The sequence below is a fragment of the Leminorella grimontii ATCC 33999 = DSM 5078 genome (genome assembly GCF_000439085.1).
Classification (GTDB): domain Bacteria; phylum Pseudomonadota; class Gammaproteobacteria; order Enterobacterales; family Enterobacteriaceae; genus Leminorella; species Leminorella grimontii.
Window position 1 is genome coordinate 182,363 of sequence record NZ_AUUA01000005.1, and the last position, 16,022, is coordinate 198,384.

The following is a 16,022-nucleotide window of genomic DNA, read 5'->3' on the forward strand; positions in this document are numbered from 1 at the left end:
TCCATTAATCTCGACAAATGTATTAAGTCCGCACCGTCTGCCCAAAAAACCGACGGGCGGTGGCGACATCGTTTTCAATCTGTTGCTTCAACGCCTCCAGCGAGGCGAACCGCTGCTCGTTGCGCAGCTTTTCTCGTATTACGACATTAATATGGCGGCCGTAGAGGTCCATATTGACGTCCAGCAGGTGAACTTCAAGCTGCTGGCGGACGCCGGACACCGTCGGACGCGTGCCTATGTTGGCCACGCCGGGCAGCGGACGCTCCGAAAGGCCCATTACCTCAACGGCGTAAACGCCTTTTATGGGCGCGACCAGCCGCTTCATCGGCAGGTTGGCGGTGGGAAAACCTATCGTACGCCCCAGCTCGTCGCCGTGCACTACGCGGCCGCACATGCCGTAAGGCCTCCCCAGCAGGGATTCGGCCAAAGCCAAATCGTCATCCTGTAGCGCCTGACGAATCATCGTACTGCTGATGCGCTTGCCCGCTTCGCAAAAGCTTTGCGTATTGGCGACAGAAAAACCGCTTCGCTCCCCGGCCTTTTGCAGCAGGGCAAAATCCCCCTGACGACAAGCGCCGAAGCGAAAATCATCACCCACGGTCAAAAACTTAACACCTAGCCTTTCAACCAGCAACCGGGAAATAAAGTCCTCGGCGCTGACGGCGGCGAACGCGTCGTCAAACTTCACGCACAGCAGGTAGTCAATGCCCGCCTCCGCCAGATGAAGGCACTTGTCGCGCAGCCGGGTCAATCTTGCCGGCGCCTTCTCTGGCGCAAACAGTTCCAGAGGCTGCGGCTCAAAGATCATAACCATCGTGGGAAGCCCTAGGCGCTCCCCTTCCCGTTTCAACTGACGCAACAGCGCCTGATGGCCCAGATGGATGCCGTCAAAGTTTCCTATCGTCAGAACGCAGCCATGGTGGCGAGGTCGGACGTTGTGTATGCCGCGAATCAGCTCCATAAATCAGCTCAGGGATTCTGTACAAATCGAAGGCGCCGATTATAGCAACTGCCGCGGCGAAGGTTAACCGGCGATTGCGCGATCGGCTAAAATCTTCTTGTTGCCTGCGGCGACGAAAGCCATTGATAAATCCCATCCAGCGCTCAGTTATTCAGCACCTATGCAAAGAAAACGCGTTAATGACTGTATTCCGGCGCGCAAAGCTGTTAGAATTCTGCGCCATCGATAATCGCGGTGTCGCTCTTTCTTTATTCCTACAAGAATAAAAAAATGGCGGCGCTAATTTGCACAAATCCGTTGACAAAAGAAGGTCGAAAGGGCATATTCCTTCGCCTTTAGAATGTCCTCAAGAAACTATTTGGGAGTTGGACCTTGGCTAATATCAAATCAGCTAAGAAACGCGCCATCCAGTCTGAGAAGCGCCGCAAGCATAACGCAAGCCGCCGCTCTATGATGCGTACCTTCATCAAGAAAGTGCGTATGGCGATCGAATCAGGTGACAAAGCCGCCGCAGTAGCAGCTTTCAGTGAAATGCAACCGATTGTTGACCGTCAGGCAGCAAAAGGTCTGATTCACAAAAACAAAGCAGCGCGTCATAAGTCACACCTGACTGCACAAATCAGCGCAATGCAGTAATGCTCCGCGCTTTTTGAAAAAACCGGCTATGCCGGTTTTTTTATGCCTGAAAAACGGTCAACGGTTCAGCTCAAATTTTGGGCGGATATTCCCAGCGCTCGCTAAATGAAACGCTGGCGCCGTCGCTGAGCGTAACGTTAACCTGCACGCTGTCCCCTCGGCTGGCGCTAAACGTCATTTTCCCCATTTCCCGCTCTTGCCCAGCAGCCAGCGAAACGTTCTGCCGCTGAACGCTTAAACTTTCCCCCTGAGCGCCCCGACGCTTTACTTCGACGACCAGCCGACATTCGCAGGCATTATCAAGCTTGGCCATGGGAACAACCGTAAAGTTCGCGCCGTCCTGCTGGACGTTAAACCAAAGCGGCTGGCTTAGCGCTGCAACTAGCAGTAAAGACATTCTGACGCTCCTCTTAAGCAACGCACATAACAAAACAGGGCTTACGCCCTGTTTTTATACGCAATATGAAACTAGTGCTGGTTGGTATAAGCCACGTTGGCAGTACCAAATTGCTGTACGGTAATCAGGCCGCCGTCATAGGTTTGAGACGCGAAAGAGCGGTTGCCGTTTCCGTTTTGAGAAACGAACACCTGCGCTTTATTGGCGCTTTGGGCTACGCTGCTGCCGTTGTCATTACCAAACTGATCGACAACGATACGGCTATTGTCACCGAGCTGGTTAGTATAAGAGTAGTTGCGGTCTCCGCGCTGCTCTACGTCCGTTAGCGACTTATAGGCGCTGGACTGATTGGCGTCCGCCACGTTGCTATAGCCGCTTTGATAAATCCGAATTTCCGCCGATGCGTCCGTATATTGAGGAACGGCAGGCGGTGTTACGCTCGGCCCGGTGGTATGACGATCGCCGCTGTCGGCCATCGCGCTACTGGAAACAACTAATGCTGATACCGCCAGAATTTTCCACAGTTTCATAATGCTACCCCATCGTATGTAGATACCTTTACGTTGTCAGGAATATGAATTCTTAGTGCTGAGTAATGCGAATCGCCATTCCCGATGAATTTTGCACAATACCGGCGGACCGGTTTATGCCGTTTTGATAAATCTGCGCAACGTTGCCCTTGCCCTTTTGTACAACGTAGGCCGAGTTATCAAATTCTGTCTGTTCTACGGAGGCCACGTTTGCAACGCCCGCCTGCAGAACAACTGCCGTATTGCGTCCGTCAGACTGGCTGACCTCTGCGACGTTGGCCGCCCCCCTTTGGGCCACAATAGCCAAATTGCTTCCCTGTATTTGGTGAATGCGGGCCTGATTGCCCTGTCCCTGCTGTAAGACGACGGCCGCATTGTTGTAGCCGTCCTGAAAAACGTTGGCCCGATTTCCGCCACGAGAATAAAGGTCCCGCTGAGCAAACTCGGACCCGGCGCCAAATTCTGCGCCCGACATGTCGTACTGCGCTGCAACAGCGCAGGGAATAAGGCCCATCGCCAATAGAAATCTTAACTTTGTCATCCCGCTTCCCTCCCCATTTTGCAGCAAAATTCAACGCCGTTATAACAACGCTTTGGATAATGCCGCCAGTTATTCTGAGTATGTCGACCTCGGCGAATAATTAACTCACCTTCATTTCGTATTTTGATTTTTAGAACTAATAAAAATGCATGAAGCCAACATATAAAACTTTAGGCTGTTGATGAGGTTATCTTCAGTTAATAAAAAACAAAAAATAGAAATCCCCGCGAATTAATTCACTAAAAAGAGCGACAGCGTCTTGACCCAAAAGTATTTATGTCCATATAAAACGATTAACCTGTCATTTTTGCGGGGTGAAAAATTCACTTTCATTTCATAGGTGTATTTGTATCATAATGAAATAAATGATATTAATAAGCGAAATAGCACAGTAGAACATAGATGAAACGACACATTTTGCAACACAAATAACACTTGCTTTAGGTTACTCAAATACTAGATTGAATATGTGCCAGCCCAAATGGGAACTGTCTAAATTAATAAAAAACTAACGTTCGGTTATTTAACCAAATCAAAGAAGCTCTATTTATTACGGTATTATTACCGTGATGCATATTTTTATTATCAGGTGAGGACATCATGAATAATGAAGTCAATAATTTACTGTTGCTGGTTACCCAGCCATCGCTGCTCGCTACGGCGTTATTACACCAGCTGGAAACCTCATTTTCCGTTCACGTAAGGCTACAAAATAGTGACAAGCCGTTTGATGAATTTCCCCCACAGGCGGGAACGAGGTTTATCCTGTTCGACCTGCTTGGGCTGGACAAAAAGCGCACGCTTTATTGGCAGGAGGCGTTTAATCGACAACGCGCCAATATAAAAATCCTGCTGCTCAATACGCCGGAAAACTACCGTATTGAAGAAATAGAGCGCTGGCCCCACGTGTATGCCGTTTTTTACCTTTCGACCGACAGAAGCAAGCTGCTTGAAGGCATCAATAGCGTAATGGAAGGGGAATATTATTTTTCGCAACAGTTGACCAGCAGCCTGATTGAGCGTTCCAGACGCTATCACTTTAACCACGGCGACATCACCAGCGGCCTCACACAGCGAGAAAAAGAGATCCTCACCAAGCTCAGCATGGGGGCGTCCAACGTTGAGATAGCCAATCTGCTGTTTATTAGCGAAAACACGGTTAAAACGCACCTCTACAACCTGTTTCGCAAGATTTCCGTCAAAAACAGAACTCAGGCCGCCTCCTGGGCCAATGAACATCTGAGACGATAACCATGAAGCGACGAACTCTCTTCGCTGCTCTGGGCGCGGCGTGGATACTCTCGCCCAGCGTAAAAGGCGTTGAGGTCGAGATCCCCGGTCTGCTCACCGATCATACCGTGTCGTCGATCGGACACGGCTTCTATCGATCGTTCAGCGATAAATGGGATGTGAACTTTAAAGGCAACATCACCATCACCGAAAGGCCCAGCGCCCGTTGGGGAAGCTGGATAATGATAAAAATCGATCAGGACCTGTTGTACCAAACCTTCCTGTTTCCAACCCGCAGAGATTTTGAAAAAAACGTTCAGCTCGCCGTCAACGGCGTAGCGGAAAAGCTGCAAAGAAGACAGATAGACAAAGCGTTACTTAACACCGGCGATTTAACCAGCGATGAATTTTGAGGGGGTACTATGCGAGTCATCTATACGGCGTTGTTCCTATTGGCTTTCTCTCCGGTAGCCTGGAGCGGAAATCTGGTTTTTCAGTTCGTTAACCCCAACTTTGGCGGTAACCCTAACAACGGTTCCTACCTGCTGTCCCAAGCGAATGCTCAAAACTCCTATAAAGATCCTAACGGCTATGACTTTGAGTCTTCTACGCCCAGCGCGCTGGAGAACTTTACCTCTGCAGTTCAGTCGCAGCTTTTAGGCACGCTGATGGGCAACATTAGTCAGGGAAAGCCGGGGCGCTTAGTCACAAAGGACTTTATCGTTGACGTCACCAATACGGACGGACGGCTCCTGATGAACATTCTCGATCGCGCCAGCGGCAAGAGCTCAACGATCGAAGTTGACGGCATTTCCAGCATAAGCACTAACTAAAACGGAAAGACAACTATGCGCCATTACCTTGTACTCATAGGCATTTTTCTTTTAAGCGGCTGTCTGACCGCCCCCCCCAAAGAGGGTGCATCGCCGACGCTTTTACCGCACGCGCAAAGCTATCAGGACCTAACCCACCTTCCCTCCCCTGCGGGAAAAATATTTGTGTCGGTTTATAGCATTCAGGATGAAACCGGGCAGTTTAAAGCTTACCCGGCCAGCAACTTCTCTACCTCTGTGCCTCAAAGCGCCACGGCAATGCTGGTTTCCGCACTGAAGGACTCTAACTGGTTCATTCCTTTAGAAAGGCAGGGGCTGCAAAACCTGCTCAACGAACGAAAGATTATTCGAGCCGCGCAGGAAAACGGCAGGGCCGCTATTAACAACCAGGGGCAGCTCCCTTCGCTGGTAGCCGCCAACGTGATCGTTGAGGGCTCCATTATCGGCTATGAAAGCAACGTCAAGACGGGCGGCATCGGCGCTCGCTACTTCGGCATCGGCGGCAGCACTCAATACCAGCTGGACCAGATTGCGGTAAACCTGCGGGTGGTTAACGTCAACACTGGTGAGATCCTCTCTTCGGTCAACACCAGCAAGACAATCCTATCTTATGAAGTACAGGCCGGCGTTTTCCGCTTCATCGACTACCAGCGCCTGCTGGAGGGGGAAGCCGGGTATACGTCTAACGAGCCGGTTATGCTGTGCCTGATGTCAGCCATTGAAAGCGGCGTTATCTATCTGGTCAATGACGGACTGCGGCGCGGCCTGTGGGATTTGAAGAACAAAGGGGATATCGGCAACCCGATACTTAAACGCTACAACGAGATGAAGTCACCCAACGCGTAGCAAGGCGTTGGCAACGGCGCAAAATAACCATACGGCGGGCCGTGCCCGCCTAAGCCAATAAAAACAATCTACCAACGGCATTATCGGATATTCAAACGCGCTTTTTCGCGTCAGTTCGGCAAAGCGCTCGCTTCAACAGCGCATAGCCCAATACTGCCGCCAGCGTGGAGCCGATGAGGATCCCCAGCCTTGAGTAAGTCATATACTCCTCCCCCATTCCTTCAAATGCCAAAGAAGAAATGAAGATAGACATGGTGAAGCCGATGCCGCACAGCACTGAGACGGGGAAAATCAGCTTAAGGTTAACCGACGGCGGCAGCGAAACCAGCCTGGCCTTTAGCGCCAACCAGCAAAAGCCAAAAATGCCCAACGGCTTTCCTACCACCAAACCAACCATGATACCCAGAGGCAAAACGCCGCCCAGAGAAGAAAGCGTTACGCCGCTTAAAGAAACGCCCGCGTTGGCAAAGGCAAACAGAGGCAGGATCAAAAAGGTCACCCAGGGGTGAAGCTGGTGGATAAGGCTGTCCAACGGCCTGCTGTTTTCCTTACCGCTGAGCGGAATGAAGAACCCGGTAATAACGCCTGCAAGCGTCGCATGCACGCCTGACTTAAGCATAAAGACCCAAAGCACGGCGCCGGCTGCCATATAGGCAACCTTGTTGCCGACGCCGCGTCGGTTCATCAGCACCATTGCGACGATAGTTAGCGCAGCCCCGGCCAGAGCCGCGCCGGACAGCGTTTTAGTATAAAACAGCGCGATGATGACAATAGCGCCCAGGTCGTCAATAATCGCCAGCGCCATTAAAAAAGCCTTCAGGCTGGTAGGCACCCGGCTGCCCAAAAGCGCCATCACGCCCAGTGCGAAAGCGATGTCGGTTGCAGCAGGGATCGCCCAGCCGCTGCGGGTTACCTCATCTCCGGCGTTAAACGCTAAATACAGCAGCGCCGGTAATACCATGCCGCCGACGGCCGCCACAACGGGAAACATCGCTTTATCCCTACCGGCCAGAGAGCCTTCAATCAGCTCCTTTTTCACCTCAAGGCCAATAACCAAAAAGAAGACGGCCATCAGCCCATCGTTAATCCAATGCGCCAGAGAGTTGCTGAGATCTAAAGACGCCACCTCGACGACGACGGGAATATGAAGAAAACTTTCGTAAGCCATTCTCAGAGGCGAATTGGCCATCACCATTGCCACAATGGCGGCAAGAATAAGTAAAATGCCGCCGGAAGCTTCAAGCTTAAGAAATTGACGCAAATAGTGAGTCATTACTCGTAATTCTCCTACGCAGCAAGGCCGAAGCCCGCCAATCAATCGCAATAATCATAGGGATGAATAGTACAAAACAACGCATAAATGAGCAAAGCAGGCAGCTTAATTCAAAACTAACCGTGAAAATAGTGAAATAACTAACTACCATTAAAAATTAGTTTAATATTAGATAATTATGAAAGCAGATTGAAAAAAATGGCCATTATATAGAAGTATGGTAAGAGAAATATTTACACAACTTCACCAAGCGCAGATAAAAACGCCCGGCCAAAAGGCCGGGCGAATCAGGCAGGACACAGTCTAAAAAACGTTAACCGGTTAGATCGTCGAAAAACTTCTTCACGCCGTCGAAGAAAGACTTGGAACGCGGGCTGTTTCTTGAGCCCTTATCGCCGCCCAGAGATTCATCCAGCTCCTTCAGCAGCTCTTTTTGCTTCTCGTTCAGCTTCACCGGCGTTTCAACCACAACCCGGCACAGCAAATCGCCCTGGCTGCCGCCGCGAACGGACTTCACGCCCTTACCGCGCATGCGGAACAGCTTGCCGGTCTGGGTTTCCGCCGGGATCTTCAGGCTCACCCGACCATCGAGGGTCGGAACCTCAATCTCACCGCCCAGCGCGGCCATAGCGAAGCTGATTGGCACTTCACAGTACAGATTGTTGCCGTCCCGTTCAAAGATCGGATGCTGCTTAACCTGTACCTGAACGTACAAGTCTCCTGCTGGAGCGCCGTTCTCACCGGCCTGCCCCTCGCCGGAAAGCCGCACGCGGTCGCCGGTATCCACGCCCGCCGGAATTTTAACCGACAGCGTTTTGGTTTTCTCAACGCGCCCCTGACCGTGGCACTTGGTGCAGGGATCCTTGATTATCTTGCCGCGGCCATGACAGGTCGGACAGGTTTGCTGCACGGCAAAAAAGCCTTGGCGCATCTGCACCTGGCCGCTGCCGTGACAGGTAGAACAGGTCGTGGCCGAGGTTCCTGCCTTCGCGCCGCTGCCGTGGCAAACGTCGCACTCGGCCAGCGTCGGAATGCGGATCTCTTTGGCTACGCCGCGCACGGCCTCTTCCAGCGTCAGCGTCATTGTATACTGCAGGTCCGCTCCGCGGCTTGCGCGCTGACGACGGCCGCCAAAGATATCGCCGAAAACGTCGCCAAAGATATCGTTAAAGTCGGCGCCGCCGCCGAAGCCGCCGCCAAAGCCGCCTCCGCCCATACCGCCTTGCTCAAAGGCCGCGTGTCCGTACTGATCGTAAGCCGCTTTTTTCTGCGGATCGGTCAGAACCTCATAGGCCTCTTTGATTTCCTTGAATTTCTCTTCGGAATCCTTGTCGCCCTGATTTCGGTCGGGGTGATGCTTCATCGCAAGGCGCTTATAGGCCTTCTTGATTTCACGCTCATCCGCGTCGCGGCCTACGCCCAGGATCTCATAATAATCTTTCTTTGCCATCGGTGGACTTTACCCTATATATGCGTGCACGGGCGCAGAGTTTCCTCAACGCCCGTGCCAAGTTCCGTTAACGATCCCCGTTCAGGCATCGTTACCGTGCCCGCTTAGGGCGATTACTTCTTGTCTTTAACTTCTTCAAACTCGGCGTCGACGGCATCGTCATCTTTACCGGAAGCGCCCTGCTGAGCACCTGCGTCAGCAGACGCGCTTTCAGCGTGCTGCTGTTGCGCCATCTCCATCAGCTTGCCGGAAGCCTCTACCAGAGCCTGAATCTTGGCTTCGATGTCCGCCTTGTCTTCGCCCTTCAGAGAGGTTTCCAGTGCGCTTAACGCGCTTTCGATAGCGGCCTTGTCGCCCGCTTCCAGCTTATCGCCCGCTTCGGTTACCTGCTTACGGGTGCTGTGCAGCAGGTGGTCGCCCTGGTTACGAGTTTGAACCAGCTCTTCAAACTTACGGTCGGCGTCGGCGTTAGCTTCAGCTTCGCGCACCATCTTCTGGATTTCATCCTCGTTCAAACCGGAAGAAGCCTTGATGGTAATGTTCTGCTCGCGGCCGCTGTTCTTATCCTTCGCGGATACGTGCAGGATACCGTCAGCGTCGATGTCGAAGGTGACTTCGATTTGCGGCATGCCGCGCGGCGCCGGCTGGATGCCGTCAAGGTTAAACTGGCCCAGAGACTTGTTGTCCATTGCGCGCTTGCGCTCGCCCTGCAGCACGTGGATCGTTACCGCAGACTGGTTGTCTTCCGCCGTTGAGAACACCTGGCTGTGCTTGGTTGGGATGGTGGTGTTCTTGGCAATCAGAGACGTCATCACGCCGCCCATGGTTTCAATACCCAGAGACAGAGGCGTTACGTCCAGCAACAGTACGTCTTTCACGTCGCCGGCCAACACGCCGCCCTGAACCGCAGCGCCGATAGCGACGGCTTCGTCCGGGTTAACGTCTTTACGCGGCTCTTTGCCAAAGAAGTCAGCCACTTTCTTCTGTACCAGAGGCATACGGATCTGGCCGCCGACCAAAATGACGTCCTGTACGTCGCTGACGGACAGGCCTGCGTCTTGCAGAGCAACTTTTACCGGCTCCAGAGAGCGGTTAACCAGATCTTCAACCAGAGACTCAAGCTTTGCGCGAGTCACTTTAATGTTCATGTGCTTAGGACCGGTCGCGTCTGCAGTGATGTACGGCAGGTTAACGTCGGTCTGCTGCGCGGAAGAAAGCTCGATCTTGGCCTTCTCGGCCGCTTCCTTCAGGCGCTGCATCGCCAGCGGGTCATTGCGCAGGTCAAAGCCCTGCTCTTTCTTGAATTCATCGACCAGATAGTTAATCAGGCGCGTATCAAAGTCTTCGCCACCCAAGTGGGTATCACCGTTGGTCGCCAGAACTTCAAAGGTCTTCTCGCCGTCGACTTCGTCGATTTCGATAATAGAGATATCGAAGGTACCGCCGCCCAGGTCGTATACGGCGATAGTGCGGTTACCCACTTCTTTATCCAGACCGTAAGCCAGCGCCGCAGCGGTCGGTTCGTTGATGATGCGCTTAACGTCCAGACCCGCGATACGGCCAGCATCTTTGGTTGCCTGACGCTGGGAGTCGTTAAAGTACGCAGGTACGGTAATAACCGCTTCAGTTACCGGCTCGCCGAGGAAATCTTCCGCGGTCTTTTTCATCTTTTTCAACACTTCGGCTGAGATCTGGGGCGGAGCAATCTTTTGCCCTTTCACTTCAACCCAGGCGTCGCCGTTGTCTGCGCCGATAATGTTAAACGGCATAATGTCGCGGTCACGCTGAACTTCATCATCGCTAAAGCGACGGCCAATCAGGCGCTTAATGGCGAAAAGCGTGTTTTGCGGATTGGTTATCGCCTGACGCTTAGCCGGCTGGCCTACCAGAATTTCGCCGTCTTGGGTATAGGCGATAATTGACGGAGTAGTACGATCTCCTTCAGCGTTTTCAATGACGCGTACCTGCGAACCGTCCATCACGGCGACGCATGAGTTCGTTGTACCCAGGTCAATACCAATAATTTTACCCATTACATGTTCTCCACTTAAAAACTGTCTTCGTTCACATACTCACCTATATGGGGATGCCAAATAACTTTTCAACTGCCGTTTTTAAGTTATGCATCTATAGATGAGCCTTAACCGTTGTTCATAACATGGGGTCAACCCGGCGAGCATCAAGGGGGGAGAAATAAAAAATTTTCTACCTATTTCTGATCTAGACCATTGTTTAACGCTGACACGCTCATTATGATGCGTCGCCCACCCGCAAAGTCTGTGCTTTACGGGCGGCGACGTAAAAAATCACCGCAAGATGCGGGATAAAAAACAAGTTATTAAACAAACGTATTCGACTGAGTACAGAGGATATATGCACTCAATTAAATTAGCGAACCCGGGTCCGTTAGGATTAATGGGGTTTGGTATGACCACCATTTTATTAAACATCCATAACGCGGGATTCTTTCCAGTCATGTCGGCCATCGTTGCCATGGGAATTTTCTACGGCGGCATGGCGCAGGTTATCGCCGGCATTCTGGAGTTTAAGAAAGGGAACACCTTTGGCGTTACCGCCTTTACTTCTTACGGCTTTTTCTGGCTGACGCTGGTCGGCATCTGGTATCTTCCGAGCAACGACCACGTCGCGGCTACCGACGGCGTATTCCTCGGCATCTATCTGGCGCTGTGGGGCGTATTCACGCTGTTTATGTTCTTCGGCACCCTGAAGGGCAACCGCGTGCTGCAGTTCGTTTTCGCAAGCCTGACCGTGCTGTTCTTTATGCTGGCTATCGGCAACATTACCGGTAATAAAGGGCTTTTGAACATTGCCGGTTTCGAAGGCATCGTCTGCGGCGCCAGCGCCATTTATCTGGCCATGGCGGAAGTGCTGAACGAGCAGTTTGGCCGCACCGTACTGCCGATTGGCGCGCCTAAAGGTCAAGCGCACTAAGTCTGTTTCAAAATAAAAATAGAAACCGCTAAACAAAACCGCATTTCAAACGTTGGCCTTACGGCAAATGGAAATGCGGTTTTTTTATCTTCAAGCGCTCAACGGGCTATCTTTTTTCTAATCCGCCAAACAGCCGCTGGCAGTATTCCGTCAGGTATTCCACGCATACGCGCAGCTTGACGCTTTGATAAAGCGGCTCCTGATAGACCGCCCAGATATTGGCGCTTTGTGAATATTCAGGCAGGATCCGCACCAGTTCCCCCCGCTCGAGAAACGGCATAACGTCCCATTCGGAACGCAAAATGACGCCCTTTCCCTCCAGCGCCCAGCGCAAAACGATTTCACCGCTGTTGGAAGAGAGATGACCTGAAATCTTGACGGACTTTTTCTCGCCGCTCCTTTCCAGCTCCCAAATACCGGGCGTGACGTCGCGCTCTTTGGTAATCAGACAATCGTGGCCGGTCAGCTCGCCGAGCGATGCGGGCAACCCGTGTTTTTCAATATAGGCCGGAGAAGCGCACAGGATCCGCTTATTTTCCGCCAGCCGGCGGGCAATATAGTTTTCCGCAATGTCGTCGTTGATGCGGATATCGAGATCGATACCGTCCCGACTTAGGTCAATCTGCCGGTCAAACAGCTCAAAGTGGATTTGCAGCTCGGGGTATTGCCGCATCAGTTCCGTAATTGCCGGAGCAATATGCGTGCGGCCAAAACCGAAGCTGCAGCCTATACGGATCATCCCGGCCGGGCGGGTTTTCATTTGGGTAACGTCGTCTACCAGCGTCTGCATGTGATTGAGCACGTTCAGGGCATGATCGTAGCAGCGCTTGCCGCTTTCCGTCAGCGCAATGCCGTGGGCCGAGCGATTAAGCAGCGTCGTGTTTAACGCAGACTCAAGGATATGTATGCGTTTAGTGACGAAGGCCGGCGTCTGCCCTAGCCTCTCCGCCGCTCCGCTAAAGCTGCCGCTGTGCACAATCTCTACCAAAACCTGAAGATCTTTAGGAAGGGGATACTGATTTAACGCCATTGGCCTGTCCCTCAAATAAGAATCCATACTCGGCAAGGGAATAATGAACTTAACTTCACGCCTCTTCAATCTACATCCCGCCGGAATTTGCCAAGTGCGGCTCCAAAAACCCTTTTATTTATGTGGAATTGCCAGAATCCATCTAATTCCAAGGGTAAATTAACAAAACGCTAATCGATCATTCACGGCGCTAGAAAAAATAAAACCCTACTTTCCATGGTAGTTTCCTCATGACGTTTTCGTTCTTTTTCGTTTTACCCCCAATGAATTCAAGAGCTGGAGTAATGTCCATGAGTACACAAAACAAACAGGAAGCCGTCGGCAAACTGACGCAGATCGTCGCTGACTTTACCGCGATGATCTCAACGCGTATGCCGGATGACGTAGTCGATAAGCTGAAGGCGTTGCGAGACGCTGAAACCTCCCAAATGGGAAAAATCATCTACCACACCATGTTCGACAACATGGAAAAGGCGATAGAGCTCAATAGGCCAGCCTGCCAGGATACCGGCGAAATCATGTTTTTCGTCAAGGTCGGCAGCCGTTTTCCGCTGTTGGGTGAACTGCAGGCCGTATTAAAGCAGGCCGTCGAAGACGCCACGGTGAAAGCGCCGCTGCGCCACAACGCGGTGGAAATCTTTGACGAGGTGAACACTGGCAAAAACACCGGCAGCGGCGTCCCCTGGGTGACCTGGGACATCGTTCCGGACGGCGACGATGCGGAAATTGAAGTCTACATGGCCGGCGGCGGCTGTACCCTGCCCGGCCGCTCAAAAGTGCTTATGCCCTCCGAGGGGTATGAAGGCGTAGTGAAGTTCGTGTTTGAAAACATCTCTACGCTGGCGGTTAACGCCTGCCCTCCCGTGCTGGTCGGCGTTGGGATCGCCACCTCGGTTGAAACCGCCGCGGTGCTGTCGCGCAAAGCGGTTCTGCGCCCCATCGGCACCCGACACCCTAATCCTAAGGCGGCGGAACTCGAGCTGCGCCTGGAAGAAGGCCTCAACAAGATGGGGATTGGCCCGCAGGGACTGACCGGCAACAGCTCCGTGATGGGCGTACACATTGAGTCCGCCGCTCGCCACCCGTCGACGATCGGCGTCGCCGTTTCCACCGGCTGCTGGGCTCACCGCCGCGGAACCCTGCTTGTCCATCCAGACCTGTCGTTTGAAAACATTTCCCACACTCGGAGCACGCTATGAAAAAGATCCTGACTACGCCCATCAGCGCCGACGACCTGAAGGATATCCGCGCAGGAGACGTAATTTACCTGACCGGGACGCTGGTAACCTGCCGTGACGTCTGCCACCGCAGGCTTATCGAGCTCAAGCGCCCTATTCCTTACGATCTGCGCGGCAAGGCGATTTTCCACGCCGGCCCTATCGTGCGTAAAAAAGGCGACGGCTGGGAAATGGTCTCCATCGGCCCGACTACCAGCATGCGTATGGAAGCGTTTGAGAAAGAGTTTATCGAGCAGACCGGCGTGAAGCTTATCGTAGGTAAAGGCGGCATGGGGCCGCTGACCGAAGCCGGCTGTAAAGAGAACAAGGCGCTGCACGTCATTTTCCCTGCCGGATGCGCGGTCGTGGCCGCAACTCAGGTTGAAGAAATTGAAGAAGTGCACTGGACCGAGCTGGGCATGCCTGAATCACTGTGGGTTTGCCGCGTAAAAGAGTTCGGCCCGCTTATCGTCTCTATCGATACGCACGGCAATAACCTGATTTCCGACAATAAAAAGCTGTTCGCCGAGCGCCGCGAACCGATCGTCGAAGAGATCTGTGAGCACGTTCACTACATAAAATAACAACTCGATAAGACAGAAGTAGCGCCTATTTCCATTTCTCTGGGCGCTACGACTCTCTCCTTTTACAGGACACCACAATGGCTACGTTCCGCAACTACTGGCGGTATTTTGTGCCGCCTGTTGTCAGTATTCTTCTTGCCTTAATGCCGGCGCCCGCCGGTCTGGACGCTCACGCCTGGCTTTACTTCGCCGTATTTATGGGCGTGATTGCAGGCCTTATTCTTGAGCCTGTCCCCGGCGCGGTGGTCGCGATGATCGGCATTTCCGTTATCGCGATTTTATCCCCGTGGCTGCTGTTTAGCCCGGAACAGATGTCGCAGGGCGGATTCAAATTTACCTCTAAAGCTCTCTCCTGGGCGGTATCCGGGTTTTCCAACTCGGTTATTTGGCTTATCTTCGCCGCCTTTATGTTCGGCATCGGCTACGAAAAAACCGGCCTCGGCAGGCGCATTGCCCTGATGCTGGTAAAAAAGATGGGGCATAAAACCCTGTTTTTAGGCTACGCGGTGATGCTGTCCGAACTGGTGCTGGCTCCCGTCACTCCGTCCAACACGGCCCGAGGCGCAGGGATAATCTATCCCATCATCCGCAACCTTCCGCCGCTTTACGACTCCAAGCCCGACTCCGCGAGCGCCCGCAGCATCGGCTCTTACGTGATGTGGATGGGCATCAGCGCAGACTGCGTCACCAGCGCGATTTTCCTGACCGCAATGGCGCCGAACCTGCTCCTGGCCGGACTGATGAAGGGCGCGGCAGGCTCTGCGCTGAGCTGGGGCGACTGGTTTTTGGGCATGCTGCCGCTTAGCATCCTCCTGATTCTGCTGGTGCCTTGGCTTGCTTACGTGCTGTATCCGCCGACGCTTAAGGTAGGCGACCAGGAGCCTAAGTGGGCGGGAAAAGAGCTCGAATCGATGGGGCCGCTCTCTCGTCGCGAAAAGTGGATGCTGGCGCTAATGCTCGGCGCGCTGCTGCTGTGGATCTTTGGCGGAGAGTACGTCGACGCGGCAATGGTAGGCTACGGCATCGTCGCGCTGATGCTGGTGATGAAAATCATCAGTTGGGAGGACATCATCAGCAATAAGTCCGCCTGGAGCGTCTTCTTTTGGCTCGCGTCCCTCATTACGCTGGCGACCGGCCTGAACAACACCGGCTTTATCGCCTGGTTCGGCCAGCTTTTGGCTCGAGGGCTAGGCGGGTTCTCGCCGCTGGGAGTTATGGTAGCGCTGATCGCGGCGTTTTACCTGCTGCGCTACTTCTTCGCCAGCGCCACCGCCTATACCTCCGCGCTGGCGCCGATGATGATCGCCGCCGCCATGGCGATGCCGGACATGTCGCTGCCGGTCTTCTGCCTAATGGTAGGCGCAGCTATCGGCCTGGGAAGCATCCTTACGCCCTACGCTACCGGCCCCAGCCCGATTTACTACGGCAGCGGCTATCTGCCCACCGCTGACTACTGGCGGCTCGGCGCCATTTTCGGCGCCGTGTTCCTTGTGCTGCTGATAGCCACCGGCCTGCTCTGGATGCCGCTGGTGCTGGCATAAG

General features: G+C 53.2%; 17 protein-coding genes. 9 read left to right on the forward strand and 8 right to left on the reverse strand.

All coding sequences use genetic code 11. The features are described from left to right. Nucleotides 1-22: 22 nt before the first annotated feature. Entirely contained in the window at nt 23-961 is a 939-nt protein-coding gene (gene ribF / locus G544_RS0111430) for a bifunctional riboflavin kinase/FAD synthetase (protein WP_027274733.1), read from the reverse strand. A gap of 372 nt (nt 962-1,333) precedes the next feature. On the opposite strand from ribF, the gene rpsT reads away from it, so the two are divergent. After that, nucleotides 1,334-1,597, forward strand: coding sequence for a 30S ribosomal protein S20 (rpsT, locus tag G544_RS0111435; RefSeq protein ID WP_027274734.1), 264 nt, complete (start codon nt 1,334-1,336; stop codon nt 1,595-1,597). 70 nt (nt 1,598-1,667) lie between these two features. Here rpsT and csgC read toward each other — a convergent pair whose 3' ends face one another. From csgC to G544_RS0111450, 3 genes are all read right to left on the reverse strand, one after another. Then, complete coding sequence (gene csgC / locus G544_RS0111440; RefSeq protein ID WP_027274735.1) at nt 1,668-1,994, reverse strand: curli assembly chaperone CsgC; 327 nt, start codon at nt 1,992-1,994, stop codon at nt 1,668-1,670. 71 nt (nt 1,995-2,065) lie between these two features. Next, nucleotides 2,066-2,524 (reverse strand): hypothetical protein, encoded by a 459-nt coding sequence (locus G544_RS0111445; protein WP_027274736.1) that lies wholly within the window; start codon nt 2,522-2,524, stop codon nt 2,066-2,068. 52 nt (nt 2,525-2,576) lie between these two features. Then, a complete protein-coding gene (locus tag G544_RS0111450; protein ID WP_027274737.1) occupies nt 2,577-3,065 on the reverse strand; it encodes a hypothetical protein in 489 nt (162 codons plus the stop codon). A gap of 600 nt (nt 3,066-3,665) precedes the next feature. Here G544_RS0111450 and csgD point away from each other — a divergent pair. From csgD to csgG, 4 genes are read left to right on the forward strand one after another with little or no spacing between them, the layout of a single operon-like run. Further along, complete coding sequence (gene csgD, locus G544_RS0111455) at nt 3,666-4,316, forward strand: biofilm master transcriptional regulator CsgD (RefSeq protein WP_027274738.1); 651 nt, start codon at nt 3,666-3,668, stop codon at nt 4,314-4,316. Between the two features lie 2 nt (nt 4,317-4,318). Beyond that, a complete protein-coding gene (gene csgE, locus G544_RS0111460) occupies nt 4,319-4,708 on the forward strand; it encodes a curli production assembly/transport protein CsgE (RefSeq protein WP_036023894.1) in 390 nt (129 codons plus the stop codon). A 9-nt stretch (nt 4,709-4,717) separates the two neighbouring features. After that, nucleotides 4,718-5,128: a curli production assembly/transport protein CsgF gene (gene csgF / locus G544_RS0111465; protein ID WP_027274740.1), complete on the forward strand. Its 411-nt coding sequence runs from the start codon at nt 4,718-4,720 to the stop codon at nt 5,126-5,128. Between the two features lie 15 nt (nt 5,129-5,143). After that, the gene (gene csgG / locus G544_RS0111470; protein WP_027274741.1) at nt 5,144-5,974 is read left to right on the forward strand and encodes a curli production assembly/transport protein CsgG; all 831 of its coding nucleotides are present in this window, start codon (nt 5,144-5,146) and stop codon (nt 5,972-5,974) included. A gap of 91 nt (nt 5,975-6,065) precedes the next feature. Here csgG and nhaA read toward each other — a convergent pair whose 3' ends face one another. The 3 genes from nhaA to dnaK form a co-directional block, all read right to left on the reverse strand. Beyond that, nucleotides 6,066-7,247: a Na+/H+ antiporter NhaA gene (gene nhaA / locus G544_RS0111475; RefSeq protein ID WP_027274742.1), complete on the reverse strand. Its 1,182-nt coding sequence runs from the start codon at nt 7,245-7,247 to the stop codon at nt 6,066-6,068. Between the two features lie 313 nt (nt 7,248-7,560). Then, entirely contained in the window at nt 7,561-8,697 is a 1,137-nt protein-coding gene (gene dnaJ, locus G544_RS0111480; RefSeq protein WP_027274743.1) for a molecular chaperone DnaJ, read from the reverse strand. Between the two features lie 113 nt (nt 8,698-8,810). Next, nucleotides 8,811-10,730 (reverse strand): molecular chaperone DnaK, encoded by a 1,920-nt coding sequence (gene dnaK / locus G544_RS0111485; protein ID WP_027274744.1) that lies wholly within the window; start codon nt 10,728-10,730, stop codon nt 8,811-8,813. A 340-nt stretch (nt 10,731-11,070) separates the two neighbouring features. Here dnaK and satP point away from each other — a divergent pair, with 340 nt between their 5' ends. After that, a complete protein-coding gene (satP, locus tag G544_RS0111490) occupies nt 11,071-11,649 on the forward strand; it encodes an acetate uptake transporter (protein ID WP_027274745.1) in 579 nt (192 codons plus the stop codon). Nucleotides 11,650-11,755: 106 nt separating this feature from the next. Here satP and ttdR read toward each other — a convergent pair whose 3' ends face one another. After that, a complete protein-coding gene (gene ttdR, locus G544_RS0111495) occupies nt 11,756-12,679 on the reverse strand; it encodes an L-tartrate utilization transcriptional activator TtdR (RefSeq protein ID WP_147654616.1) in 924 nt (307 codons plus the stop codon). A 290-nt stretch (nt 12,680-12,969) separates the two neighbouring features. Here ttdR and ttdA point away from each other — a divergent pair, with 290 nt between their 5' ends. The 3 genes from ttdA (at nt 12,970) to G544_RS0111510 (ending at nt 16,021) form a co-directional block, all read left to right on the forward strand. Beyond that, a complete protein-coding gene (gene ttdA / locus G544_RS0111500) occupies nt 12,970-13,878 on the forward strand; it encodes a L(+)-tartrate dehydratase subunit alpha (RefSeq protein WP_027274747.1) in 909 nt (302 codons plus the stop codon). After that, the gene (gene ttdB / locus G544_RS0111505; RefSeq protein WP_027274748.1) at nt 13,875-14,480 is read left to right on the forward strand and encodes a L(+)-tartrate dehydratase subunit beta; all 606 of its coding nucleotides are present in this window, start codon (nt 13,875-13,877) and stop codon (nt 14,478-14,480) included. The genes ttdA and ttdB overlap by 4 nt, the downstream gene beginning before the upstream one ends. A 77-nt stretch (nt 14,481-14,557) precedes the next feature. Then, on the forward strand, nt 14,558-16,021 hold the full coding sequence (locus G544_RS0111510) for an anion permease (protein ID WP_027274749.1): 1,464 nt from the start codon (nt 14,558-14,560) through the stop codon (nt 16,019-16,021). The last annotated feature ends 1 nt before the right edge of the window (nt 16,022 follow it).

What these genes read in the sequence shown, in the direction of transcription:
- ribF (WP_027274733.1), bottom strand. Translation starts at nt 961, where the DNA reads ATGGAGCTGATTCGCGGCATACACAACGTCCGACCTCGCCACCATGGC.
- csgC (WP_027274735.1), bottom strand. Translation starts at nt 1,994, where the DNA reads ATGTCTTTACTGCTAGTTGCAGCGCTAAGCCAGCCGCTTTGGTTTAAC.
- G544_RS0111445 (WP_027274736.1), bottom strand. Translation starts at nt 2,524, where the DNA reads ATGAAACTGTGGAAAATTCTGGCGGTATCAGCATTAGTTGTTTCCAGT.
- G544_RS0111450 (WP_027274737.1), bottom strand. Translation starts at nt 3,065, where the DNA reads ATGACAAAGTTAAGATTTCTATTGGCGATGGGCCTTATTCCCTGCGCT.
- csgD (WP_027274738.1), top strand. Translation starts at nt 3,666, where the DNA reads ATGAATAATGAAGTCAATAATTTACTGTTGCTGGTTACCCAGCCATCG.
- csgE (WP_036023894.1), top strand. Translation starts at nt 4,319, where the DNA reads ATGAAGCGACGAACTCTCTTCGCTGCTCTGGGCGCGGCGTGGATACTC.
- csgF (WP_027274740.1), top strand. Translation starts at nt 4,718, where the DNA reads ATGCGAGTCATCTATACGGCGTTGTTCCTATTGGCTTTCTCTCCGGTA.
- csgG (WP_027274741.1), top strand. Translation starts at nt 5,144, where the DNA reads ATGCGCCATTACCTTGTACTCATAGGCATTTTTCTTTTAAGCGGCTGT.
- nhaA (WP_027274742.1), bottom strand. Translation starts at nt 7,247, where the DNA reads ATGACTCACTATTTGCGTCAATTTCTTAAGCTTGAAGCTTCCGGCGGC.
- dnaJ (WP_027274743.1), bottom strand. Translation starts at nt 8,697, where the DNA reads ATGGCAAAGAAAGATTATTATGAGATCCTGGGCGTAGGCCGCGACGCG.
- dnaK (WP_027274744.1), bottom strand. Translation starts at nt 10,730, where the DNA reads ATGGGTAAAATTATTGGTATTGACCTGGGTACAACGAACTCATGCGTC.
- satP (WP_027274745.1), top strand. Translation starts at nt 11,071, where the DNA reads ATGCACTCAATTAAATTAGCGAACCCGGGTCCGTTAGGATTAATGGGG.
- ttdR (WP_147654616.1), bottom strand. Translation starts at nt 12,679, where the DNA reads ATGGCGTTAAATCAGTATCCCCTTCCTAAAGATCTTCAGGTTTTGGTA.
- ttdA (WP_027274747.1), top strand. Translation starts at nt 12,970, where the DNA reads ATGAGTACACAAAACAAACAGGAAGCCGTCGGCAAACTGACGCAGATC.
- ttdB (WP_027274748.1), top strand. Translation starts at nt 13,875, where the DNA reads ATGAAAAAGATCCTGACTACGCCCATCAGCGCCGACGACCTGAAGGAT.
- G544_RS0111510 (WP_027274749.1), top strand. Translation starts at nt 14,558, where the DNA reads ATGGCTACGTTCCGCAACTACTGGCGGTATTTTGTGCCGCCTGTTGTC.